Source organism: Rhizobium sp. BK181, assembly GCF_014193305.1.
Lineage (GTDB): Bacteria > Pseudomonadota > Alphaproteobacteria > Rhizobiales > Rhizobiaceae > Rhizobium.
On record NZ_JACHZA010000021.1, the window covers coordinates 23,217 to 46,505 of the forward strand.

At 59.2% G+C, this 23,289-nt stretch carries 29 protein-coding genes; 9 read left to right on the forward strand and 20 right to left on the reverse strand.

Annotated features, from left to right (window positions below; genetic code table 11):
- Positions 1-17: 17 nt before the first annotated feature.
- Together FHT77_RS27325 and FHT77_RS27330 are read right to left on the reverse strand one after the other, a co-directional pair.
- Complete coding sequence (locus FHT77_RS27325; RefSeq protein ID WP_183758248.1) at positions 18-470, reverse strand: hypothetical protein; 453 nt, start codon at positions 468-470, stop codon at positions 18-20.
- A gap of 345 nt (positions 471-815) precedes the next feature.
- The gene (locus FHT77_RS27330) at positions 816-1,313 is read right to left on the reverse strand and encodes a cytochrome b (RefSeq protein ID WP_183758250.1); all 498 of its coding nucleotides are present in this window, start codon (positions 1,311-1,313) and stop codon (positions 816-818) included.
- Between the two features lie 516 nt (positions 1,314-1,829).
- Between FHT77_RS27330 and FHT77_RS27335 the strand changes: the two genes are divergently transcribed.
- Entirely contained in the window at positions 1,830-2,291 is a 462-nt protein-coding gene (locus FHT77_RS27335; RefSeq protein ID WP_183758252.1) for a DUF305 domain-containing protein, read from the forward strand.
- Positions 2,292-2,300: 9 nt separating this feature from the next.
- On the forward strand, positions 2,301-2,633 hold the full coding sequence (locus FHT77_RS27340) for a four-helix bundle copper-binding protein (RefSeq protein WP_183758254.1): 333 nt from the start codon (positions 2,301-2,303) through the stop codon (positions 2,631-2,633).
- A gap of 180 nt (positions 2,634-2,813) precedes the next feature.
- Here the strand turns inward: FHT77_RS27340 and FHT77_RS31160 are convergent, their stop codons facing one another.
- Positions 2,814-3,206, reverse strand: coding sequence for a hypothetical protein (locus tag FHT77_RS31160; RefSeq protein ID WP_183770350.1), 393 nt, complete (start codon positions 3,204-3,206; stop codon positions 2,814-2,816).
- Between the two features lie 339 nt (positions 3,207-3,545).
- Here FHT77_RS31160 and FHT77_RS27350 point away from each other — a divergent pair, with 339 nt between their 5' ends.
- Both FHT77_RS27350 and FHT77_RS27355 read left to right on the forward strand, forming a co-directional pair.
- The gene (locus tag FHT77_RS27350) at positions 3,546-4,067 is read left to right on the forward strand and encodes a tetratricopeptide repeat protein (RefSeq protein WP_183758258.1); all 522 of its coding nucleotides are present in this window, start codon (positions 3,546-3,548) and stop codon (positions 4,065-4,067) included.
- Between the two features lie 50 nt (positions 4,068-4,117).
- Positions 4,118-5,113 (forward strand): methyltransferase, encoded by a 996-nt coding sequence (locus FHT77_RS27355; RefSeq protein ID WP_183758260.1) that lies wholly within the window; start codon positions 4,118-4,120, stop codon positions 5,111-5,113.
- Between the two features lie 17 nt (positions 5,114-5,130).
- Here FHT77_RS27355 and FHT77_RS27360 read toward each other — a convergent pair whose 3' ends face one another.
- From FHT77_RS27360 to FHT77_RS32135, 4 genes are all read right to left on the reverse strand, one after another.
- On the reverse strand, positions 5,131-6,375 hold the full coding sequence (locus FHT77_RS27360) for an alpha/beta hydrolase family esterase (RefSeq protein WP_183758262.1): 1,245 nt from the start codon (positions 6,373-6,375) through the stop codon (positions 5,131-5,133).
- 30 nt (positions 6,376-6,405) lie between these two features.
- The gene (locus FHT77_RS27365; RefSeq protein ID WP_183758264.1) at positions 6,406-6,825 is read right to left on the reverse strand and encodes a CopG family transcriptional regulator; all 420 of its coding nucleotides are present in this window, start codon (positions 6,823-6,825) and stop codon (positions 6,406-6,408) included.
- A gap of 337 nt (positions 6,826-7,162) precedes the next feature.
- The gene (locus FHT77_RS32130) at positions 7,163-7,435 is read right to left on the reverse strand and encodes a hypothetical protein (protein ID WP_312859781.1); all 273 of its coding nucleotides are present in this window, start codon (positions 7,433-7,435) and stop codon (positions 7,163-7,165) included.
- A 51-nt stretch (positions 7,436-7,486) separates the two neighbouring features.
- Positions 7,487-7,684, reverse strand: a complete 198-nt coding sequence (locus FHT77_RS32135) for a hypothetical protein (RefSeq protein WP_312859779.1) — start codon at positions 7,682-7,684, stop codon at positions 7,487-7,489.
- Positions 7,685-7,726: 42 nt separating this feature from the next.
- Between FHT77_RS32135 and FHT77_RS27375 the strand changes: the two genes are divergently transcribed.
- Both FHT77_RS27375 and arsK read left to right on the forward strand, forming a co-directional pair.
- Positions 7,727-8,089: a helix-turn-helix transcriptional regulator gene (locus tag FHT77_RS27375; RefSeq protein WP_183758266.1), complete on the forward strand. Its 363-nt coding sequence runs from the start codon at positions 7,727-7,729 to the stop codon at positions 8,087-8,089.
- Complete coding sequence (gene arsK / locus FHT77_RS27380; protein ID WP_183758268.1) at positions 8,082-9,293, forward strand: arsenite efflux MFS transporter ArsK; 1,212 nt, start codon at positions 8,082-8,084, stop codon at positions 9,291-9,293. Before FHT77_RS27375 ends, arsK begins: the two co-directional genes overlap by 8 nt.
- Before the next feature lie 2 nt (positions 9,294-9,295).
- On the opposite strand, the gene arsH is transcribed toward arsK, so the two are convergent.
- The 7 genes from arsH to FHT77_RS27415 all read right to left on the reverse strand — a co-directional run bounded on the left by arsH (position 9,296) and on the right by FHT77_RS27415 (position 13,146).
- The gene (arsH, locus tag FHT77_RS27385; protein WP_183758270.1) at positions 9,296-10,024 is read right to left on the reverse strand and encodes an arsenical resistance protein ArsH; all 729 of its coding nucleotides are present in this window, start codon (positions 10,022-10,024) and stop codon (positions 9,296-9,298) included.
- Positions 9,999-10,427 carry an arsenate reductase (glutaredoxin) gene (gene arsC / locus FHT77_RS27390; RefSeq protein WP_183758272.1) on the reverse strand — a complete coding sequence of 143 codons (429 nt, stop codon included), beginning with the start codon at positions 10,425-10,427 and terminating at the stop codon, positions 9,999-10,001. The genes arsH and arsC overlap by 26 nt, the downstream gene beginning before the upstream one ends.
- On the reverse strand, positions 10,424-11,482 hold the full coding sequence (gene arsB / locus FHT77_RS27395; RefSeq protein ID WP_183758274.1) for an ACR3 family arsenite efflux transporter: 1,059 nt from the start codon (positions 11,480-11,482) through the stop codon (positions 10,424-10,426). The genes arsC and arsB overlap by 4 nt, the downstream gene beginning before the upstream one ends.
- A gap of 1 nt (position 11,483) precedes the next feature.
- On the reverse strand, positions 11,484-12,011 hold the full coding sequence (locus FHT77_RS27400; protein WP_183758276.1) for an arsenate reductase ArsC: 528 nt from the start codon (positions 12,009-12,011) through the stop codon (positions 11,484-11,486).
- A 15-nt stretch (positions 12,012-12,026) separates the two neighbouring features.
- Positions 12,027-12,470: an arsenic resistance N-acetyltransferase ArsN2 gene (gene arsN2 / locus FHT77_RS27405; protein WP_183758279.1), complete on the reverse strand. Its 444-nt coding sequence runs from the start codon at positions 12,468-12,470 to the stop codon at positions 12,027-12,029.
- Positions 12,458-12,817 (reverse strand): helix-turn-helix transcriptional regulator, encoded by a 360-nt coding sequence (locus tag FHT77_RS27410; protein WP_183758281.1) that lies wholly within the window; start codon positions 12,815-12,817, stop codon positions 12,458-12,460. The genes arsN2 and FHT77_RS27410 overlap by 13 nt, the downstream gene beginning before the upstream one ends.
- A 77-nt stretch (positions 12,818-12,894) precedes the next feature.
- On the reverse strand, positions 12,895-13,146 hold the full coding sequence (locus FHT77_RS27415) for a hypothetical protein (protein WP_210281047.1): 252 nt from the start codon (positions 13,144-13,146) through the stop codon (positions 12,895-12,897).
- Positions 13,147-13,240: 94 nt separating this feature from the next.
- Here FHT77_RS27415 and FHT77_RS27420 point away from each other — a divergent pair, with 94 nt between their 5' ends.
- Positions 13,241-13,423, forward strand: coding sequence for a DUF3606 domain-containing protein (locus FHT77_RS27420; protein WP_183758283.1), 183 nt, complete (start codon positions 13,241-13,243; stop codon positions 13,421-13,423).
- A gap of 307 nt (positions 13,424-13,730) precedes the next feature.
- On the opposite strand, the gene FHT77_RS27425 is transcribed toward FHT77_RS27420, so the two are convergent.
- Complete coding sequence (locus FHT77_RS27425; protein WP_183758285.1) at positions 13,731-13,931, reverse strand: cold-shock protein; 201 nt, start codon at positions 13,929-13,931, stop codon at positions 13,731-13,733.
- 1,064 nt (positions 13,932-14,995) lie between these two features.
- Here FHT77_RS27425 and FHT77_RS27430 point away from each other — a divergent pair.
- The gene (locus tag FHT77_RS27430; protein WP_183758287.1) at positions 14,996-15,193 is read left to right on the forward strand and encodes a hypothetical protein; all 198 of its coding nucleotides are present in this window, start codon (positions 14,996-14,998) and stop codon (positions 15,191-15,193) included.
- Between the two features lie 393 nt (positions 15,194-15,586).
- Here FHT77_RS27430 and FHT77_RS27435 read toward each other — a convergent pair whose 3' ends face one another.
- The 3 genes from FHT77_RS27435 to FHT77_RS27445 are packed head-to-tail and all read right to left on the reverse strand — an operon-like array spanning position 15,587 to position 18,422.
- Positions 15,587-16,090 carry an SRPBCC family protein gene (locus FHT77_RS27435; protein WP_183758289.1) on the reverse strand — a complete coding sequence of 168 codons (504 nt, stop codon included), beginning with the start codon at positions 16,088-16,090 and terminating at the stop codon, positions 15,587-15,589.
- Positions 16,090-16,278 carry a DUF2933 domain-containing protein gene (locus FHT77_RS27440; protein WP_183758291.1) on the reverse strand — a complete coding sequence of 63 codons (189 nt, stop codon included), beginning with the start codon at positions 16,276-16,278 and terminating at the stop codon, positions 16,090-16,092. The genes FHT77_RS27435 and FHT77_RS27440 overlap by 1 nt, the downstream gene beginning before the upstream one ends.
- Complete coding sequence (locus FHT77_RS27445; protein WP_183758350.1) at positions 16,275-18,422, reverse strand: copper-transporting P-type ATPase; 2,148 nt, start codon at positions 18,420-18,422, stop codon at positions 16,275-16,277. Before FHT77_RS27445 ends, FHT77_RS27440 begins: the two co-directional genes overlap by 4 nt.
- Before the next feature lie 571 nt (positions 18,423-18,993).
- On the opposite strand from FHT77_RS27445, the gene FHT77_RS27450 reads away from it, so the two are divergent.
- Positions 18,994-19,524, forward strand: coding sequence for a cytochrome c (locus tag FHT77_RS27450; RefSeq protein ID WP_183758293.1), 531 nt, complete (start codon positions 18,994-18,996; stop codon positions 19,522-19,524).
- A gap of 3 nt (positions 19,525-19,527) precedes the next feature.
- Here the strand turns inward: FHT77_RS27450 and cueR are convergent, their stop codons facing one another.
- Both cueR and FHT77_RS27460 read right to left on the reverse strand, forming a co-directional pair.
- A complete protein-coding gene (gene cueR, locus FHT77_RS27455) occupies positions 19,528-19,995 on the reverse strand; it encodes a Cu(I)-responsive transcriptional regulator (protein WP_183758294.1) in 468 nt (155 codons plus the stop codon).
- Between the two features lie 55 nt (positions 19,996-20,050).
- A complete protein-coding gene (locus tag FHT77_RS27460) occupies positions 20,051-22,528 on the reverse strand; it encodes a heavy metal translocating P-type ATPase (protein ID WP_183758296.1) in 2,478 nt (825 codons plus the stop codon).
- Positions 22,529-23,289: the final 761 nt, after the last annotated feature.

Here is a 23,289-nt window from a genome sequence, read left to right on the forward strand (position 1 = left end):
GACGGGCTAATCGCTATTCAGATATTAGGCGGTCGATAGAGAGGCGGCAGCTCGCCAACGAGACTTTGATCGTTGACGAACTGCCGGATCGAAGACACGACGGGTCCGCCTACGTCGTGAGCTTCACAAACAATGCCAAAGCCGCCGCAGAAATCCTTGCAGCACTCCTGTTTTGAGAACTGGTCGTCATCGCCCGTGGATGACCCGTGATCATGCTGCTGGGAAACATCTTGAGCCGCCGCCTGATCACCGGACATCGAATGATCGTGACCGGACATGCCGTGATGATCGTGAGACATGGCACTATGGTCGTGCCCGCTCGCGATAATTGGTGACGGCAATTCGGGGAAAGCCGATCCATGCATGGCGGCATTTGCGTTGGACAAGGTGTATCCTGCCAGCGATACGATGATCACCAGCCGCACGACTATGAGCAGTCTGCTCAGTGCGATTCGATACATTTTGCCCATTCCCAAGAGCTACAGCCAAAGCAGCCTCGCTTCAATTGCGCTGCCGAACGTTTCAAAGATTCGCGACCATTGTGAGGCAGTCATGGGGGCGTGTACGGCTTGCCACCGTTGGAAGGTCAACATCTATTTTTGCTGAACCGCCTGCAATTTCGGACGGCAACGAGTTTGAGGGAGGCGACCCCGGCTTTTTGCAAACCACCCCTCCGCTGTGGCCTCCCACTATCCTCCCAGCAGAAGAGGATAGGAAGAGACTAGGACTAACCGCTCCCCTCGCCATCGGACTTGGGTCCAATCGTCAAATTCAGCGAGTCAACGAACAATGCGGTTAGCGTCTGACCTGACGGTTCAGGTAGCCGGCTCGTCTGTGCGGGGAAGGATTATCCGGTCGATTGTAGCGTCTCGCTTGATCAACGTATGCCAGGCAGCAGCGGTGAAGTGGATCGCGACCATCATCAGGATCACATTCGATCCGATGACATGAAGCGGGGCGACGGAGAAGGTCAAATAGCTGGCGACGAAACCAAGTGCGGCTTGACCGATGATCGCTGTATAGAAGGCAATGTGGAGGGCTGTCGCGAGCAGGTCGGCGCGTGTTAGCGGCGTTGCTCTTGTAGGCGGCTGCATAATCCTCAGGAGAAGCCGCAGGACCATCAACCCGCCGATGACAAGCCCTGCATAGTTGTGGATCAGATGCTGCAGAACGTCGGTCGCCGACGGCTGCACGCCCATGTGCACCGCATGATGGGTCCGCTCAATACTACCTCCAGTGAGGTACTGTATCGGCAGTAGTCCAGCGATAACCCAGTGCAAGGCGATCTGATAACCCCTGTAGCCTTTGCGCATTCGATCCCCTCCAATTGCCGTGGAGGATGCCGTGACTCTGTAAAAATTGGGTATCCACTTCGCGCTCCTTGGTTGCTTTCCAAGCTTCCCAGCCCATATCGCCCTCAGGAACAAAATTCTGCTTTCGCAGTGGAAGCGAAAGGGAAATTCGCGGTGAGCCGTATTCGTAGCAAAATGGCCCATGTCATAATGGCCCTGGCATTGAGCTTGATGGTGATCGCGGCGATGGCCCCGTCGGTGAACGCTAGTTCGCTGGGCGGGCAGTGCGTGCATGCCTACTCAGGCTCACATGATGAAAAGCCGGATACGATACATGTAGGCGCATGCTGCACTGACATGCATTGCTGTCCGCTTATGCCGATCGTCGTGCTCTCCGGTGCGTCGCTGCGGTTGGGAGGCATCGTTTTCCCGGGACACGCGGCAGCAAGCCCGCTCCTATTAATCAGGCCAATCGATCCGCCGCCGAGAGACGTCGCGGTCTGACGTTTCGATCAACCCAATCTTTGGAGATTTCCGATGAAAACGAAGTACCTTTTGACGGCTTTCGCCGCGTCTTGCCTGTCATTTGCAGCGCAGCCTTCTATCGCCCAGGAAATGACCTATCCCGAAAAATGCAAGGGGATGGACATGGCCAACATGGGCACGGCGTCCGGCGGCGGGATGAAGATGGACATGTCTTCTGGCGGTGACATGAAGATGGATATGCCCATGGATAAAATGGGCGATTACCAGAAGGCCGTGATGGACGGCATGAAGTCGATGCACGACGACATGATGACGGGAATGATGCAGAAAGACCCCGATGTGGCTTTCGTCTGCGGGATGATCGCCCACCACATGGGCGCGATCGCCATGTCCGAGGCCGAACTGAAGTACGGCGATAACAAAGCGGCGAAGGACATGGCGAAGAAGGTCATCGCTGCGCAAAAGAAGGAGATCGCGTACATGACCAAGTGGGTCGAGAAGGAAGCCAAGTAGGAGCCGGTCATGCACCACCAATCGGAACAAATGAAGCGTTGCATCGAGACCTGCCTGGCTTGCTACCAGGAGTGCCTATCGATGGCGATGACCCACTGTTTGGAAATGGGTGGCGAACATACGAAGCCTGACCATTTCCGTCTCATGATGGCTTGCTCGGAAATGTGCCGTACATCGGCGCATTTCATGTTGCTCGGCACACCGCATCATAAGCACACCTGCCGTGAATGCGCGGAAATCTGCCGGGAATGCGCTGCTGACTGCGAGCGCATCGGCGACATGGAAAGCTGCGTTGATGCTTGCCGACGCTGCGCGGTCAGCTGTGAGAAGATGGCCGCCTGAGGCCGTCGGGAGGGCCGGGTGACCGGCCTTCCATTCAGGTTCTTTTCGGAGGCTGTGAGAAGTGATTACCCGCCTCCGACGTCATTTTTGATACGCACCACCTGGCGTACGCTTTTGCCGGAACTCCGCCCAGCCAGCTACCCACCGGGCTGAGGGAATGCGAGTATTGAATTTTGACGATTACCGGTGCCTTCCGAGATCGGCCTGATGACGAAGTCCATAGGAGTCGATGACGAGGAACTTCGGACGGTCGAGCGTTTGCCACGACTTCCGCCACGGTGGGTGCCATTCGGTGATGATCTCCTCGACGAGCAGCTCCATGCCGAGAACCTTGCCGCGCATCTTTACGATGGAGCCGACGACTTGCCCGTTCCCGGCATCGACGTCGTATCGCATGGTGGCACCCAACATCATTAGCGAGCGCTTCTGCATGTGGGCTCCGACAACGGTTGTGTCGTCAAGGAACGCGAAGACCTGCTGGGGCGGAGCCAGTAGGTCGATGGTGCTTAGCGAACGTCGGCCGCCGCAAGTGCCGCAGTCGGCCCGTGGAGACGGCGTGGTCGGTGCCATCATCACGAATGAACTCATACTCAGGCGCACCAAAGCACTTTCAACCCTTCCGGGGGAAGAGAGCCTTTCTTGGGGAGAGCTTAAGGGGCGGCAATTCTCGCGCGCCACCTCTTTCTTGATCGATAGTCGATTCAAGCGGCTGCGAGCAGCATTGTACGGCAGCATGGGTTGTCTATCGATCTCTTCCATTGCGCTGGTTGCCATCTCGATGGACTTTCGAGGTAACGGCGAGACGGTCGTTCATGCTGAAGTCTGCTTAGGGCGCAAAAGTGTCGTCTGCCGATCACCGCTGTCGGCTATCGCGCGCGCCTGCCGCGCAATCTTGCCGGCGACGAGGATGCAATGTCGCTGGCGAGCGCCGGCTTTGTGCTTGTGATGGTGGCACGCGACTATGATGTCGGTCTTCACGCAGTGCGCCGCGCCCTCGACCTCAATACCGGCGCGGGATACGTGGTTTTCACCGCCGCCGCAGCGCTGGTTTTCGGCGGAAACCCGAGCGAAGCATTTGGACTTGCCGAGCACGCCATGGCGTTGAGCCCGCTGGATTCCGGCCGTTTCATGTTTCTGACGGTCGCCGCACTTGCCGCCCTCTTCCGCGGCCGCCTCGAGCAAGCCATCGATTTTGCGAAACGTTCGGCTGGCCACTATCCCGATTGGGACTCTACTTATCGGGTTCAGGTCACAACTAACGCCCACCTCGACCGCCTCGAGGAGGCTAAAGACGCGCTTTCCAAGCTTCACTCCCTGTCTCCCGGATTCACTCACGACGCTCCGACGCCTGCCGCTCAGGAACCCGGTCTCAATGGGCCTGGTTGTGAACGGATTTCGGAAGGCGGGCCTGTCGGATTGAAGGCAGCAGCCTAGTTGCGCTTGCTCAATTCTGTTAGGGTTACGCACACAGTCGAGGAGAATCCATGTCCAGCGCGTCGCAGCAGATCATGAGGCTCGGATTCGGGTTCGCTGTGTCACAGGCGCTGCGGGTCATTATCGAACTCGGCGTCCCCGATCTTCTGGCCAACGGCGAGCGGTCGGTGGATGAACTAGCGGCCGCCACTCAGTCAGATGCTGACCCGCTTTATCGTGTAATGCGACTTCTCGCGCCTGAAGGGGTTTTCAGGGAAGTAGCGCCCCGACATTTCGAGTTGACGGAGGTCGGTGCCGTGCTGCGCTCCGATCGGCCGAGTCCGCGTGACTTCGTCAGTATGATCAATAGCGAGGCATATCTTGCCTTCGAGCAACTCCTGTATTCTGTCCGTACAGGAAGGCCAGCCTTCGACAAGGTGTTCGGGAGCCCAAGGTTTGACTGGCTGTCGAAACACCCCGAGCAGGCTGCCTTGTTTCAGCGTGCTATGGTCGCTGTGAGCCAAGGCAGCAACGAGGCCGTTGCCGAAGCTTATGACTTCACCCCGTTCACGAGGATCATTGACGTAGGGGGCGGACATGGTCAGCTTCTCTCGGCGATCCTAGCCCGCAACCCCCATCTGCGCGGCGTGCTTTTCGATCTGCCTTCGGGCGTCGCGGCGGCACATGACGGTACCGGAGGCGACCTGCCGCGCACCGAATTTATCGCTGGTGATTTCTTTGAGAGCCTTCCCAGCGGTGACGTCTACGTCATCAAGAAGGTCATTCACGATTGGGACGATGGGCGTGCTGTGGCGGTCCTGCGAAATTGCCGAAAGGCGATGCTACCGAACGCGAAGGTGCTTGTGGCAGAGACGCTGATCCCGGCGGGTGACGAACCGAACCACATTAAAGGTATCGACGTGGTCATGCTCGCCGTCACCGGCGGCTTGGAGAGGACGGAGGCACAGTATGCAAGCTTGTTCAACGCCGCCGGGCTACGGCTTGAACGGGTGATTGAGACCTCAGGACCCATTTCCATTATCGAGGGGTCTTCCGTCCACGCGTAAGGGTTTCATCGTGTGATTTAGTTTCGCCTTAGCCTAAGATGCTCGAGGAAGAAACGAACCATCTCTGCTGAGGCATCCGGTCCATAGGAGTCGGTGTAGGAGCCGCTGCCATGGCCGCCCGACCAGGCATGTCCGGCACCTTCGACGAGCCAGTGTTCCACCGTCGATACCCCATTTGGGTCGGCAACAATTGTTCTCGTATAGGTCCGCCCGCCTGCGGAACGGCCCGTTTGCGTTTGGGTTGTCGAGCCTGCCGGAGTGGCTGCCGTCACGATCCGTTTGGCGTTGGAAGGATGAACCGTCCGGTCAGCACTTCCCTGGAAGACTATGGTGCGAACCAGCTCCATCGGGCGAGCACTGCGCTCGGGCCGGGATATAAAACCTGCATCCCCGCGCATGACGGAAAATGCCGACATGACGTCGTTTGCCGATCCATAGGGCAGTCCAGAGTGGATGCCCACTGCGGCATAGAGATCGGGATAGGTCTCGCCCATGACGGCCGCCATCGCGCCGCCCGCTGAAAGGCCGGCGACGAAAACCCGGTCGCGATCGAGGTTGAATTCAGACATGAGCTCCGCGGTGATCCCCGCAATGATCGCAGGTTCTCCAGCCCCGCGCATCTGATCCGTCGGCCGGAACCAGTTCCAGCAGGACGAGGCGTTGTGCGCCCCGGTCTGGCTGGGATAGGCGACGAGCAGGCCGTGTGCCTCGGCAATATCATTCATGCGCGTGCCAACGGCAAACCCATCTGGGTCTTGCTTGCAACCGTGAAGCATCACGACAAGCCCGCGCGGCTGGTCATGCGCGGATGCCGGTATGTAGAGCTTGTACTCTCGTCGGCCGGCCGCACCGGTAAAGGATCGGATGAGAAATTGTGCCCCATCTGCAACCGCAGGATAGGGGCCATGTTTGGCCATGTCTGGCGGAGTAGAACCCGACATCGATCCGAACGCGCTGCTCGCCGACCGTCCTTCACGCAGGATGCGTAGAACCTCTCCGAGGGGCTTTCGCAACCTTTGCGAGGTTGCAGCCCCGCTCAGCCCTTTCGTCGGCTCGATGACCTCTGCGGCGGGATCGATCGGAAAAGGTTTTGACCGGCCTTTTGATGGAGCAGGGGTAATGTCCGGGTCTGCTGTCCCGTGAGTGCGCAACGCTGGAGGGCCCGCAAGTGCAACTTGGATCACGCGTGTCGCCTCGGCGAGGTTGAAGGCGCGTGTGGATAGTGTTGCCCGGCGCATGGATGCTAGGAAATCCTCGTTCATGGACATGTCCTTGCTGGTGTTGCCGTTGCCCTAGCGAATACGCTCGGCCAACGCTGATTTCAGTTCTGCACTGGCGTGAAGTGCGCCCAGCACGGTGATGGATTCGATGGTTGCAAGGGCAAGCTCGGGGGAGACATCGGCTGCGATGCGGGCAAGTCCGACTATCTTGATATCGAGGCGTTCTCCGGCAGCCCTCACCGCTTCAAGATCGGCACTGGTATAGTCGCGAAGTCCCAGTTCGAGAGTGTGCCGGACGATCGATTGAGTGACCGCCTCACGCTCGATGGCAAGCTGGTTTCGGATTGCCGTGCGGATGAAATCCGTGCGATTGGAATAAAAGCCTTCCTGCACGAGAAGATCGACACGACCGAGATCGACATAGCCTAGATTAATCGTGATTTTTTCAGACTCACCGCCCTTGTCGCGGAGCTTGTGAACATTGTCCTTCATAACGTATCCCCATCCACATAGATGTTATATGGATGGTATATGGATGCTTTTCAAGTGAGACCGCACAGAGCGGTAATTCGAAGGCGGTTTCCATGGGATCGCGCCTCAGCTATCGTCGAGCGTTGGCGGGGAGGGAGGCGCCGCTTGTTCCTGGATTTCGGTGACGCGGAATTTGCGCTCCCTTGGCTGCCCGCAAAGGAACTCCTCTGGCTGCTGAATTACCTTCCACCGGAGCGAGTGATCGTGACGCCCGTTCTCCGGCAGAGCGTGATTGACCATCTGCTATCAGGAACGCCGATTGAAGCGACGCCTGTTGTCCTCCGCTCATGCGCAGCGATTACGTGCAGCACGAAGACCCGGCGGAAGACGAGCAACACGACGCTTTGGCAACGGGTTGCTCCGTGAGCCAACGGTCCCGCGGCTTGCAACTCGCTCGACGCGGTGCCAAGCCCACTTCCAGATGCCCGGCACGGCCGTCAGGCAGACCTTTGCAAAAGAGTCGCATGGGCTCGATGCCGTCGCTAGCTCGAACGTGAGCTTCGCTGATCCGTCGGAGGCCGACATGTTCAGATACCTTGCCGATGATCGCGGCGAACTTCCCTGCTGTCATACGGGTCCGGCTGTCCTCGTCGATATCCCACAGCTGCACGAAGATTTCTGACTATTCTTCAGGATTCGCCCCGTAATCGAGGGGCGAGAACCGCCCCGCCTTGACCTCCGTGACGTGGTAGCCGCCTTTAATCTCCTTGCCCTCGTACGACAATATCAACGGCAAATTCGGCGCGGAGCCGATATGGGACAGGAGTTGACCCACAGTGAAGTCCGATGTCGTCAAAAGCGTCTTGATGATCGAGTCCATATGCGCTACCCCTCTGATCAATGTTTCAAGGAATATTGAATTATGGAAGAACGTCAAGCCCTTATGTCTTTCGCGGCGCTGTCGCAAGAAACCCGCTTGGGCGTCGTACGCACGCTCGTCGTCGCCGGTCCGGTTGGAATGGCGGCGGGTGCGATCGCCGAGAAGATGCGTGTCTCTCCGTCGAACATCTCGTTCCATCTCAAGGAACTCGAACGGGCCGGGCTGATCGACCAGCGGAGGGAGTCCCGATCGATCGTCTACAGCGCGAACTACGAGGCACTATCGGGGCTAGTCACGTTCCTTATGCACGACTGCTGCGCGGGACATCTGCGAGTACTTGGGGTTGGCGAAGGTGAGGGAGCCTGCTGCTCTACCGAGACGTCGGAAGAGAACCAAAATGCGTGATACGAAGAACGCGATTTCGCTCGCAACGATTTTCGCGCTCGGCCTGACCCAGATCATCGGCTACGGGACGCTCTACTATTCGTTTTCAATCCTCGCACCCGGAATGGCGAAGGACCTCGGGATCACTCTCGAGCAGGTCTTCGGCGTGTTCTCGGTGTCGCTCCTCGTCGGTGGGCTTTCGGCCCCGATGATTGGAAAACAGATGGACGGGATCGGGGCGGCGACCGTGCTGACCGTCGGCTCGCTTTTCTCGGCACTGACGCTCGCCCTTTGCGCTTGGTCACCGTCGGTCGCCGTGTTCGCGCTCGCTATCGTCCTGCTAGAGGTATCCTCCGGGATGGTCCAGTACCAGGCTGCCTTCGCGGCGCTCGTCGAAAGCGATCCAAAGACGGCCTCCCGTAGCATCACCTATCTGACGCTCATCGGCGGCTTTGCCTCCACGATCTTCTGGCCGATCTCGGCGGCGCTGATGGGATATATGTCGTGGCGGGAAATCTACCTGGTGTTCGCAGCCCTCAATCTGGTCGTTTGCATGCCCCTGCATTTCTGGATGATGCGGAAGGGTAAGGCGGCAAGCGCCAACGGAACCGCTCGCGAACGACAACGAGTGATCGGCGCAATCCCGCCGGAGGCCCGCCGGGGTGCGATGGTCGTCGTCTCGGCCGCCTTCGCGATCCTCGGGTTCACTCTGGCATCGATCCTCGCGCACATGGTTCCGATGCTCGGTGATCTCGGGCTTGGAGCGGCCGCGGTGGTCATCGGCTCGCTTTTCGGACCCGCCCAGGTTCTGAGCCGCCTGCTCAATATGATCTTCGGCACGCGCCTGTTGCCGCCCATGCTTGCGGTCATATCGGCTGCGCTCATGGTCGTCGGCATCTTGATCCTCGGCCTGAGTGGAAGCTGGCTGCCGGGAGCCGTCGCCTTCGCGATCTGCCTTGGTCTCGGCTCGGGGATCAATTCGATCGCACAGGGCAGCCTTCCGCTTTATCTGTTCGGCAGCGACGGCTACGGAGCGATCACGGGCAAGATGGCGGCCGCCCGCCTCGCATTGGGAGCTGCCGCGCCTTTCGCCTTTGCGATGGCTATGGAACTGCTTGGCATCAGTCTGTCATTGTTCGCCACGGCCGCGCTCGGGATGGTCGGCATGGCCGCATTTGTCAGCGTGGCGATGGCGACGAAACGTAGCGTTGTCGCCGCTGGCTGAGATCAGATCGACTTCAGCTGAACCCGCTGTTCGAGCTTGGCCGCGTCTTCCTTCCGCTCGCTGTAGCGGTCGGTGAGGTAGGACGAGGCGTCGCGGGTCAGCAAAGTGAACTTCACCAGTTCCTCGCAGACGTCGACGACACGGTCGTAGTAGGACGACGGCTTCATCCGCCCGTCGGCATCGAACTGCTGATATGCCTTGGCGACAGAAGACTGATTGGGGATCGTGATCATCCGCATCCAGCGGCCGAGGATGCGAAGCTGGCCGACGGCATTGAATGACTGCGAGCCGCCAGATACCTGCATTACCGCGAGCGTCTTTCCCTGCGTTGGCCGCACCGACCCGACGGCAAGGGGAATCCAGTCGATCTGGGACTTCATGACGCCGGTCATCGCGCCATGGCGCTCGGGGCTGACCCATACCTGGCCTTCGGACCATTCGGAAAGTTCACGAAGTTCCTGCACCTTGGTGTGGCTGACGGGAGCTTCATCTGGCAGGGGGAGGCCCTTGGGATCGAACACCCGAACCTCGCATCCCATTCGCTCCAGCAGACGGCGTGCCTCGTGAGCGAGAAACCTGCTGTAGGAAACGTCACGGAGCGATCCGTAGAGGATCAGGATGCGCGGCTTGTGTGTCGAGAACCGCGGGCGGAGCGCTTCGAGGTCAGGCTGGCGAAGATGCCGCTCCTCGAGAGCGGGAAATTCCTCAGACAACGCGCTTTCCCTTCTCATCGAGAACCTTCTCGCCGTCTTCCTTGGTGAAGGCACCTTTTTGAGTGTCCGGCAGGATATCGAGCACAGCTTCAGACGGTCGGCTCAACCTCGTGCCGAGCGGCGTGACGACGAACGGACGGTTGATCAAGATCGGGTCCTTGAGCATGGCGTCGAGCAATTGGTCGTCGGTCAACGAAGGATCGTCGAGACCAAGTTCTTCGTAGGGCGTTCCCTTCTCACGGATCGCCTGACGCACGGTGAGGCCCGCGTCAGCGATCATTTTCACCAGCTCGGCTCGTGACGGCGGCGTCTTGAGGTATTCGATTACACTCGGCTCGATGCCCGCATTGCGGATCATTTCGAGCGTGTTCCGCGACGTCCCGCATGTGGGGTTGTGGTAGATTGTGACATCCATGTTCATGTCCTTTCGGTTGCGGCGTTTTTGGAAACGGCGGGCGCGGCCTCGTACCAGCCCTTGGTACGGTTCACGATCCAGACGACCGACAGCATCACGGGAACCTCGATGAGGACGCCGACGACGGTCGCGAGCGCCGCTCCGGACTGGAAGCCGAACAGGCTGATGGCGGCGGCGACCGCGAGCTCGAAGAAATTGCTTGCCCCAATGAGGGCTGACGGCCCGGCGACGCAATGCTGTTCGCCCGATATCCGGTTCAGCAGGTAGGCCAGTGCGGAGTTGAAGTAGACCTGGATCAGGATCGGCACCGCGAGCAAGCCGATGACGGCGGGCTGCGCGATGATTTGCTCGCCCTGGAACCCGAAGAGCAGGATCAAGGTGGCAAGGAGGGAAAGAAGCGAAAGGGGCTGCAGCCTTGCCAGCAAACTGTTCAGGGATCGCGTCGTGCCATCAGCAGTCAGGCGCTTGCGAACGATCTGGGAGATGGCGACCGGGATGAGGATATAGAGGACCACCGATATCGCCAGAGTATCCCAGGGGACCGTGATCGCCGAGAGGCCCAATAGCAGTCCGACGATCGGTGCGAAAGCGACGATCATGATGGCGTCATTGAGGGCTACCTGTGACAGGGTGAAGTGGGGCTCGCCCTTCGTGAGATTCGACCACACGAACACCATGGCGGTGCACGGCGCGGCCGCCAGAATGATCAGACCAGCAATGTATGAGTCAATCTGGTCGGCCGGGAGCAGTGGGCGGAAAAGCCATCCGACGAACAGCCAGCCGAGCAGTGCCATCGAGAAGGGCTTGACGGCCCAGTTGACGAAGAGCGTCACACCGATCCCGCGCCAATAGCTGCCGACCTTCGCCAGCGAGCCGAAGTCGATCTTCAGCAGCATCGGGATGACCATCAGCCAGATCAGCACGGCGACCGGGATGTTCACCTTGGCGACTTCGGCCGCGCCGATGCCATGGAACACGCCAGGCATGACATGGCCGAGCGCGATTCCAACCACGATGCAGAGGAAGACCCAGACGGTCAGATATCGTTCGAAGGTGGACATATCACTCGGCCTTTGCGGATTTGACAGAAGCGCCCTCAAGCGAACCGATGTGGCGGACATGCTGCTCGAGCGCCATGCGGTCGATCGAGGCGAGCGGAAGATTGATGAAGGCGGAGATGCGGTTCTTGAGGAAGCGCGCAGCCAGCGCGAAGGCGCGCCGGATTTCGACCTTAGTCCCGATGGCGGCCGCAGGGTCCTCGACGCCCCAGTGCGCCGTCATCGGGTGGCCGATCCAGACCGGGCAGGCTTCACCAGCGACGCTGTCGCAGACGGTGAAGATGAAGTCCATCTCAGGCGCTCCGGGTTTAGCGAAGACGTCCCAGCTTTTCGATGAGAAACCCGTCGAGGGATAGCCGAGGGCGTCCAGCTCCTTGAGCGCATGCGGGTTCACTTCGCCCTTGGGCTGACTGCCGGCGGAGAATGCCCTGAAGCGACCAGCGCCTTCCTTGTTGAGGATGGACTCAGCGAGGATTGAGCGTGTGGAATTGCCCGTGCACAGGAAGAGCACGTTGTAAGTCTTGTCGGTCATGGTCGTGTTCCGTGGTTAGGTCGCAGGCCGCCTGGTCAGTTTCATGATCGTCGCCGATGCGGGACAGATGCCCGACAGCTGGCGGGTGGAAAGAATTGTCTGCGGCACCTGATCGCGTGCGACGACCTGGAAGCCGACGCGCTCGAAGAAGGATGCGGCGCTCGTGGTGACGAGATAGACCTCAGACGCCATGGGTATTCGGGCTAGTGTCATTTCTGTGAGATGCCGCCCGTATCCACGCGATCTGAATTCCGGCACGATCACCATGGATCGCAGAAGGACGGCTTCATCTGAGGCCGCTTCGATACCTGCATAGCCAAGGACCTGGTTTTCGTCGTCGACGAGCCGGAAGTACGCTCTGTCGGGTCCATCGACATCGTCTATCGGTAGCCCGGCAGCGGCCAGCGCCGTCTTCAACTGCTCGGCCGCCCATATGGGGGCGAGCGTCAGTTCATACATGGCCCGGACTCCGGGGAGCAACATGGCGTCAGATCGGCGATGAGAGGAGCGCAAAGCTCAGCGTTTCCACCGCAGCAGTCCATAAGCAGGAACAACGTGAGCGCCCGGAAGCCCTCGAGGTCCGCCCGGTAGATAATAGAGCGGCTTTGCCTCTCGCTTTTCACGATGCCAGCACGCGACAGGGTGGCGAGATGCGCGGACATGGTATTCTGCGGCACGTCCAAAATGCGAGCCAGTTCTCCCGCGGGGATGCCATCTGGCTCCGCCCTCACAAGCAGGCGGAAAGTTTCGAGCCTTGTCGTCTGGGCGAGGGCAGCCAGCGCCGCGATAGCGTCCTTAGGTTCCATACATCCAGAATAATGGATATAATTTGTCTGTCAACGGGTGAATGACCGACGACGTGGCGCGGGTGGTTGAGGACGAACTATGTCATCCGCTTCACGCGGAGCCTCCACCCATGAGGCGAGGATTGGACAGCGACGCCGTTGTCGTCTTCATCCATCTGAAGGGTCGCGACGATCCAATCCGGCGGCATGATCCCCGGCAGGTCCTCTGAACGCAGGAATTCGATCAAGGCATCGACGGCATCAAGACCACCCCGCGGTTCCCGCCCGTCGCGCTCCAGTGTCCAGAGGTACCGCATGGTTATCCTGATTTCCGTCGTGCGAGCCTGCATAGCGGCTTCAGTCGTCGCTTCAAGCGGCGCGATTGGTATTCGTTATTTCGAGGGAACTACTGGAATCGTAGCGAGTTCCTGCTGCGAACATTCATTGGCAAAGACGCAAACATCTCGAAGCCATGCACAGGATCGCGCCCGCGTCGCCGGCGGCCAGGACCACGAGGTAACATACGAGGCAAAGAAGGAAGGCGTCTCCAACGATACCGTCAAGGAAGCGGTCAGGAATGCTGGCAATTCCCGGAAGAAAGTTGAAGCCGAAATCGGCCGTCACTGACTTCTACCAGTATGTCCTAACAGCCGTGCCTTTCGGCGGTATCTCATGACAAAGCTAGGACTGACCACAGCATCATGTCGCAGGCTGTCAGGGAATGGTATCGATATTACAAAGTCGAGTGGGACGATCAGGCGTCGTCGTTTCCGTGCGACGCAGCTATCAACCTTTACAATCGTGGCTGCCGATCCCTAGACATGGCCAATCCCCCTCGGCTGGCGAAGCTCTCTCGATGAATTTGCACATGATAATTTCAGCCCCGCGGGTTCCGGTGCGATTTCCCGCGGGCCTAATTTGTTGTAGGTCGTGATCAGACCGGACGTACGTTCTCGGCCTTGGATTTTCCGGTCTTGCGATCTTGACCCAGCTCGTAGCTGACATTCTGGCCATCGCGTAGCGATCCGCCCTGGACGGCAGAGATATGCACGAAGACGTCCGGGCCACCATTGACTGGCGTTATGAAGCCGAAGCCCTTGTCCTGATTGAAAAACTTTACAGTTCCGTTAGCCACGTACTTCTCCGATAGTTTAGATTCTTCCAGGTGAAGTGATAGACCTAAGGGGCAGCGCAGGCAAGTAAGGGTGCCAACTAACCCTGGACAGAAAGCGGAAAAGTGCTGGAAATACTACCGCCTCCCTCTCGGTGGCGCTCCCCTAGCGGCCGTGAAGCCCCGATTGGAACCAATGCGGGAATATCTAAGAACACCTGCGCGGGTCGAAGTCGTACGGGGTCGGGAGATTTGCTTCCTCGGAGCAGGTTGGGCCACTTTGCCGGATTGGGTCCGTGAATGCTACGAGCGTGGCCATATGGTTATCGCCACGGCTGCTGTTACGGTATTCAACGCGACTGAAGCTCTTAGGGCGCGGCCCAGCGATTTCATCGTCCGCAGCCAGGACGGTGTCCTTTCAGTTTACGCCGCGGCGGCTTTTCACCGGGATTTCCTGCCAGCGCACGCAACTGAACTTCATAAACTTCACGCGGCATAGTGCGTCGGATTTTGCGTGGAGCCGTGCCTCTTCTCGCGAGTTCTGCCGAACATTTCTCTGGTCGGTGCGTACCACTCGATTGCTGCAATGAAAGCCAAAGCTGCCAACCGTCCTGCCTCCCTTTGAGGCTCGTACATTGAAGCACGTCGTTCCACGCCGGCCGGTCGACGTGCGGCCGCTATGTCCGACCTACGACGAAGAGGCGGGGCCCGCGTCTCAGACCTCTGACTACCTCTCCGGACTGCAGCTATTCCGTGGGCAGAACGATGCGGATCAGGGCCTCCCGGTCCTAGCCCCCGGGGGGCGTGAGGCATTGCAAATCCCGCTACCGGGAACGAACCGTTCTACAAGCGGGCCAGAATATGAGCGTTTCGTCACCGCGGTTCGCGCTCGCGGCTATCGTTTTCCACAGCCGGAATCGCACTATCCGGGACATGCTCCTCTACCGTCGCAACCGGTTACCTCAAACGACGTGGACGTTAGTAATTAAAGTAATTATTTGGTAACCACGAAGCTCGACACGGAAAGCATACGAACACCAAATCACCTAGTTTCCGCCTCGCTTCAATGAATGAAGAGGTGATGAAACATGTTGAATACCGGCGGTGTTGCCGAGAGTATGGCTACGGATAAGTCCATTGGCGACGAGGAGGTCCTAGTTGCGATCGATCACTTGAATAATGCAGTTCGAGCATCCAGCGATGCCGGTAGCCCGATTTCGCCAGATGTTCTTCGCGTCAAGCGCATCCTCGAAGAGGTCGCCACACAACGCAACCTGCTTGCCTAGCACTTCACGAATTTGAGCCCGCCATCGGCGAAGGTGGCGGGCTGTGATTGCGTCGACGAGATACCGACAAACTACGCAGCTTGCATTCGGGCGGCTCACTTGCATGGGAAAACTTCGGTAATCGCAATATTCGGCTGGCAATAAAGCGTCCGCGCCCGCTGCTTGATCCTGTTGTCATGATGGCGCAGGACATGACCTATCTCGAAAAGTGCAAGAGTATGGATATGGCCAAGAGGGGCACGTTATCCAGTGGCGGCTCGAAGATGGATATGTCGTTGGTCGGCAACATGAAGATGGACCGATCAACATGGAAAGCTTTGTCGACGCTTGTCGACGCTGCGCCGAGAACTGCGAAATGATGCCGACGGGAGGCCCAGGAGGCCGGCCTATCCGTTATTGGCCATTGCGTGGGGATGCGAAGTGTTTCAAAGCCTCTGACGTCATTTTCGACACGCACAACCTTGCATATGCTTTCGCCGGGAACGAGCCGAGCCAGCTGCCAATCGGGCTGCGGGAATACGAGTATTGAATTTTGACGATCACCCGGGAGCCTTCTCTGATCGGCTTTATGACGAAATCCATGTGGTAGTTGTCGATGACCAGCAGTTTCGGACGGCCGAGCGTTTGCCACGACTTCCGCCACGGCGGTTGCCGTTCGGTGACGATCTCTTCAACGAACACGTCCATGCCGAGGACCCTGCCTCGCATCTTCACGATGGAGCCGACAACTTGCCCGTTCCCATGATCGACCTCGTATTCCATGGCGGCCCCCAGCATGATCAGCGAGGGCCGCTGCATGTGGGCTCCGACAACGGTTGGATCATCGAGGAACGCAAAGACGTGCTGGGGCGGAGCCAGCAGGTCGACGGTGCTTGTCGTGGATTCCTCGTAGGTCATCAAGCGCCGTCCTTGTGATCATGGCCTTTGTGACCACCATGACCGTGCAACAGGTGCATCAACGGACATACCAAAAGCAAAAGGTATGGAGCGACTCCAAGGGCGTGCGCCCAATGCCCCCGCAGCATAAAGAATAATATGACAATGCCAAGCGAAGCCGCCATCAAAATTAGGGTACGCAAGTTCATAGTCCGATCCTCCTAAGTCTGAGGGAATTGCCGACAACGCTTACCGACGACAGCGCCATGGCGGCGGCTGCGATGATGGGGGAGAGAAGTATGCCGAAGACAGGGTAGAGAGCACCCGCCGCGATCGGCACGCCAGCGGCGTTGTAGATGAAGGCAAAGAAGAGATTTTGCCTGATGTTGCGCATCGTCACAAGGCTGAGCTGCCTTGCGCGGACAATGGCCTGAAGGTCGCCCTTGAGAAGGGTAACACCTGCACTTTCGATAGCGACATCCGTTCCGGTTCCCATGGCAATTCCGACGTCGGCCGCCGCAAGTGCAGGTGCATCATTGACGCCGTCACCTGCCATGGCAACGATGCGGCCTTCGCTCCTCAGTCGCGAGACGATCTTGCTCTTTTCTTCCGGAAGGACTTCCGCCTCCACCGAGGTGATGCCTAGCTTGCGAGCAACGGCTGCCGCCGTCGTCTTGTTGTCGCCGGTCAGCATGACAACTTCGACGCCTTCTTCCATCAGCGCCTTAACGGCCTGCGGTGTCGTGGTCTTGATCGGGTCGGCGATGGCAAAGAGACCGGCCAGCGAGCCATCGATTGCCAGGAAGATGACGGTTGCGCCGTCGTCTCGGAGTTCCTCCGCTTGAGCGGTCATTGGCAGGACGTTGACGTTAGCGTCGGCCATGATCCTGTGGCTGCCCAAGATGAGCCTCTTACCAGCAACGATCCCGGTCACCCCTTTGCCAACGGGGCTGTCGAAGTCTTGCGCGTCTTGGAGAGTGAGATTCTGCTCTTGAGCAGCGACGACGATGGCATGTGCAAGCGGATGCTCGCTCGACCGCTCCAGGCTAGCAGCCAACTGCAGAACGTCATCCGCTGACATGCCGTTGCGTGGAATGATAGCGGTCACTTTTGGACGCCCCTCGGTGAGCGTTCCGGTCTTGTCGACCACCAGGGTGTTGATCTTTTCGATCCGCTCAAGTGCCTCGGCGTTCTTGATGAGAACCCCGAGCCTTGCGCCGCGACCGACGCCGACCATGATCGACATCGGTGTCGCCAGCCCCAAGGCGCATGGGCACGCAATGATCAGGACAGCGACGGCGGCGACCAACCCATGGGCAAATCGCGGCTCCGGACCTATCAGCAGCCATGCGACAAAGGCGATGACCGCAATGACGATAACGACCGGTACGAACCAGCCCGACACCTGGTCGGCCAGGCGCTGGATCGGAGCACGAGAGCGCTGTGCCTCGGCGACCATCCGCACGATCTGGGAAAGCATCGTGTCACGGCCGACCTTTCCGGCCTCCATGACGAAGCCGCCGGTCTGATTCATAGTGCCGCCGATCAGCTTCGAGCCGACTTCCTTGGTGACAGGCATGGACTCGCCTGTGATCATCGACTCGTCGACCGAGCTTCTACCTTCGAGAAGGACGCCATCGACCGGTACTTTCTCGCCGGGGCGAACGCGAAGCCGGTCCCCGACCACAATGACATCGAGGCCGACATCTTCGTCGGAGCCATCCGGTTTCACGCGTCGCGCCATCTTCGGAGCGAGATCGAGCAGGGCCCGGATCGCGCCGCCCGTTTGCTCGCGGGCTCGAAGCTCAAGAACCTGACCCAACAACACGAGGACCGTGATGACTGCTGCCGCCTCAAAGTAGACCGCAACCGCGCCTTCGTTTGAGCGAACCGTTTCCGGAAAGATTTCCGGGAACACGGTCGCGACCGCGCTATAAATCCAGGCGACCCCGGTTCCCATGGCGATCAGGGTAAACATGTTGAGGTGACGACTGACCAGTGACTGCCACCCCCGTTGAAAGAACGGCCAGCCAGCCCAGAGCACGACAGGGGTGGCCAAAACCATCTGCACCCAGTTCGACGTCTGAGCGCCGAGAAGCATGTGCAGGTTCGTGAGGTGGCCGCCCATCTCCAGCGCCAGGACTGGCAGAGAAAGCACCAGGCCGATCCAGAACCGTCGTAGCATATCGATCAGCTCGGCGCTGGGCCCGGTCTCTTCTGTCACGATTTCGGGTTCAAGGGTCATGCCGCAAATCGGGCAGTTCCCCGGGCCGGGCTGCCGTATCTGAGGGTGCATGGGACAGGTGTAGATGACAGGTTCGGCGGTCATGGTCGGCGGCGGCGATGCCGCCATATGTTCATGGTCGTGATGATGTACCGTTGTCACGAGACACTCCGTGTTTCCGTTGCAAGCTCGCGCGGCCGGGCATGGGGCCACGCTCGTTGGATCAAGCAGCGGAACGGGGTGGTCCCAGCGACGGCGGGAAAATGACACCGGTCAGGTGATCGACTGGTTGCCGGTAGGCGACGTCAATGAAACTCGGAACGTGACGGACTTCTGGCGCAACGGCCTCTGCGACAAACACCAGACACTGCAAGGCGCAGCATTGGCCAGGGACAGCGTGCGGTTTTGAATCGTCGCAATCTTCGTGAGACCTCTGGTCGGCCGAAACGTGCGTTTGGGAAACAACGGAGAGGTCGGCTGTGAAGCTTGGCATCACAGGCGAAAGGAAGAGCAGGACTGCGATGAAAACCGCGACCATGACTTTCCGTCCTTGAACCTCGTCGCTAAATCGAACTGGGCTGAATCTTGCCAATGTCTGTAGATAGCTGAGACGCAAAGTAAGACATTGATCTTGACCAAATTCAAGTCGATGCCGAGCCGTGCCAGGTTCGTTCATCGATCCTGCCAGCGAAGGGATGCCATGAGGTCCGTTATTGTCGGTTCATTGATTTTTCTGGCTGTCGCGTCTGCTGCGGTTTGCGCGGGCGACATCGTGACCGTCCGGCAGGCGGATATGAAGGCAATCGCGGCTGCCACCAAGTCCATCGCGGGCATGTTCAAGGTGCCGTCGACCTATTCGTCGCCCGAGTTCAAGTGGGCAGCCGAGCTTATCCGAGACAAGGCGGGCCAGACGCTGATCGACCACTTCGCGTCGGAAGCCGCATCTCCGGCTTCGAAGGCGAAGCCAAATATCATCGAGGAACGTGACCGTTTCGACCGCCTGGCAAATGACCTCAAGTCCTATGCGGCGGCGCTGGCTGTGGCCGCCGGGAAGAATCCGGCGGTTATGACCGACAGCATGCGAATGAAGCCCGGCGAGCCGATGGGCGGCGGGCCGCTCGGGACCCATGTCCAGAGCGAGGCCGAGCTTTCATCCCTCCCTGCCGAGCATGCCTTCCACCTTATGCTGCAGACCTGCACGAGCTGTCATGTCAGGTTCCGCATGGAATAGCAGTCACCGTCGTACCGGCTGCTCAGCCCTGATACCGTTTACGCCGAATGGAGCGTTCATGGCTGGAACGTCATCCGCATCACCTGCATTTGCGAACTCCTCGATGATCGGGCAGTCCGGACGCTCGTCGCCGTGGCAGTGTGTCGCAAGATGTTTCAGGGTTTCCGTCATCGCATGGATGGCGGCTGCCTTCCGTTCCAGTTCGGCGATGTGCTCCATGGCGATGCTCTTGACGTCCGCGCTTGCGCGAGAACGGTCTCGCCAGAGCGCGAGCAGTGTCTTCATCTGCTCCACGGAAAAGCCGAGATCGCGTGCCCGGCGGATGAAGCGCAGCGTGTGGATGTCGTTGTCGGCGTAGGTTCGATAGCTCGACTCCGTCCGGTGAGCGGGCGTGATCAGCTTGATCTGTTCGTAGTAGCGGATCATTTTCGCCGAAACGCCGCTCGCCTTTGCGGCCTGTCCAATATTCATGTTCGATCTCCTTGAATGCGGGCGGCCCTTCTAGGCCAGCCCGCTTCGTAATGGGTTATGGGTTTACAGAGCGGAGGCGTAGCGCATTTCCAAGTACGAAGACGCTGGACATCGCCATGGCTGCTGCTGCGAATATCGGTGACATCAGGGTGCCGTTTACCGGGTAAAGCACGCCTGCTGCTACCGGGATCAAGCTCACGTTGTAAGCAAAGGCCCAAAACAGGTTCTGCTTGATGTTCCGGATCGTCGATTTGCTGAGGGCGATGGCCTTCGGTACACCGTTCAGGTCGCCAGACATCAGCACGACGTCCGCACTTTCGATTGCAATGTCGGTGCCCGTGCCGACAGCGAGGCCGACGTCCGCTTCGGTCAAAGCCGGAGCGTCATTGATACCATCGCCAATGAAGGCAACCTTTCTGCCACCGGCCCGCAGACGCTTCACGGCCTCTACCTTGCCATCCGGAAGGACTTCGGCGACGACCTCGTCGATACCCAATTGGCGGGCGATTGCGTCGGCGGTGCGTTTGTTGTCTCCGGTGATCATCGCCACCTTCAGGCCGAGCGCATGGAGCGCAGCCACGGCTGCTGGGGTTGTTTCCTTTACAGGATCAGACACCGCGATAATCGCTGCGAGATTGCCGTCGATGGCCGCATAGAGTGGTGACTTCCCCTGATCGCCAAGAGCGGCGGCTTTCTCACGGAATTGGCCGATGTCGATACCCGCTTTCTCCAAGGCGCGGTCAGCACCGACCAGAACCTTTCGGCCGTTGACCGAGCCTTCAATGCCGAAGCCGGGGTTCGCCTGAAAGTCGGTGACAGGGAGAGCACGAATGCCCCGTTCCCAAGCCGCTGCCGCCAATGCCTTGGCAATCGGATGCTCCGACAGGGTCTCGACGCTGGCGACCAGTTGCAGGACTTCGATTTCCGCATATCCGTCCCGGACCTCAATATCGGTCAGTTCAGGGCGACCCTTCGTCAGGGTGCCGGTCTTGTCGAAAGCGACGACATCGGCTTCGCGAAGGCTTTGCAGAGCCTCTCCCTTCCGAAAGAGAATGCCGAGTTCGGCCGCGCGGCCGGTTCCGACCATGATCGATGTTGGCGTCGCCAGACCCATGGCGCATGGGCACGCGATGATGAGGACTGCCACCGCGTTCACCAGTGCGAAACTCAGGGCGGGCGACGGGCCAAGCGCATACCAGGCGACAAAGGTGAATGCTGCGGCGAAGATGACCGCGGGGACGAACCAGCCTGTCACCTTGTCGACCAGAGCCTGAATCGGCAGTTTCGATCCCTGCGCCGCTTCGACCATCCTGATGATCTGCGCCAGAAGGGTGTCGCTGCCCACCTTGGTCGCCTGGAAGGTGAACGTGCCATTTGTATTGATCGTACCGCCGACGACCTCGCTGTCGGCTGTTTTTTCGACCGGTATCGGCTCGCCTGTTATCATCGACTGATCGACATATGAGCTACCGGTTGCGACGATGCCATCGACGGGCACCTTCTCGCCCGGCCGGATGCGAATGATGTCGCCGACGACCACGTCCTCGATCTCGGTTTCGACGAACGCACCGTTGCGCGACACGAAAGCAGTCCTGGCCTGGAGGCCGATCAGCCGCTTGATGGCCTGGCTGGTCCGCCCTTTGGCGCGGGCCTCGAGAAAACGCCCGAGCAGGATGAGGGTCACGATGACCGCAGCAGCCTCGTAATACACGTTGACAGTCCCGGACGGCAGCAAGCGCGGCGCGAAGGTCGCCACGACGGAGTAGAGCCACGCAGCCGTGGTTCCGAGGACCACCAACGAGTTCATATCGGGCGTCCGACGCAGGAGGTTCGGTACGCCCTTCTGGAAGAATCGCAGGCCAGGTCCGAACAGGACAACGGTTGCGAGGACGAACTGCAGGTAAAGATTGTTCTGCATGCCGATGCTGTCCATGATCAACTCATGAACGGCCGGGATGAAGTGAGAACCCATCTCCAGCAGGAAGAGCGGCAAGGTCAGCGCTGCAGAGACCGCTAGCAGGGCTTTGAGCTTGGAGATTTCGGTCGCTCGGTGGTCTTTGTCTTCAAGGGCCTGTGGTGCTTGCAGGCGGCGGACGTCGTATCCGGCATTCCTCACCGCAGCTTCGAGTACCGGGGTCTGAACAGCCCCCGCCGCCACGTGCACGGTCGCCCGCTCGGTCGCAAGGTTGACGGACGCATCGATGACCCCTGGCACAGCCTTTAACGCCTTCTCGACGTGGGCCACGCAGGAGGCGCAGGTCATTCCTTCGACGCCAAATTCTTGCGTATCGATCCTGGCTTGATAGCCTGCGTCCTCGATGGCGCGCAGAACCGAAGCAGGATCGACGGCATCCTTGAATGTGACGCTGGCTCTTTCTGTGGCGAGATTGACCGATGCGCTATCGACGCCAGGAAGGGCCTTGATCGATTTCTCCACACGACTGACGCAGGATGCGCACGACATGCCCTCGATTTCGAACTCGGTCGGAGTGGAATGTGCCAGGCTTTTTTCGAACTGGGAGAGCGCAGTCATGGGAGGATCCTCATTTCACTGCACAGATAAGTAATCCTTCCCATAATGGGAAGGTCAAGGGTCTCATTTCACCTTGATAATATGGATCAACGGCGCGACACGCCAACGTGTTTACTGTTCCCTTCAGTCCCTAATAAGCTAACAGCATGGCCGTGATCGAACACTGGTGCGTATTGCGACGATGGTTATCCTAGCCATCGGCCTGGTGTTTGCGCCATTTGCCGCAGCTCACGCTGTGCCCTGCCTCGATATTCCCTCCTCCGCCCACGTCTTGGTGCAGGATCATAGGGCAGAGATGGCGGGCCATCGGCATTCCGAACGTCGCATTCGACGGCCGGGAACTGCTGCGTCTCGGTTTGCTCAGTGCGCGCAGGGCCATTGGCCTCAGGAGCCTCCGAGTTCCTGCACTTATCCCACCCTGTCGTCTATCTGGTCCAGATCTCGCCGCTGACGGGACATTCGGTACCGCCCGGGCTCGACCCGCCCGGCTTGCTGTCTGACGTTTTTCGCTGCTGCATTGCGCGCCTACTCTCGAAACCGGACAAGTGACATGTACAGACGCGATTTTCTCACCTGCAGGGTGGCCGGGGCGGCTATCTATGGCGCGACCAACCCTCTCGCCATTCGGCAAGCAAGTGCCGGGACAGCGCCAGCTACGCAACTGGCCCAATCGACCCAAAGACTTAGCATCGTCAAGCGAACAATTGAGGTCAACGGCAGGCCGCGAATGTGCTTGGCATAACTCGGTCGGATGGGTCGCC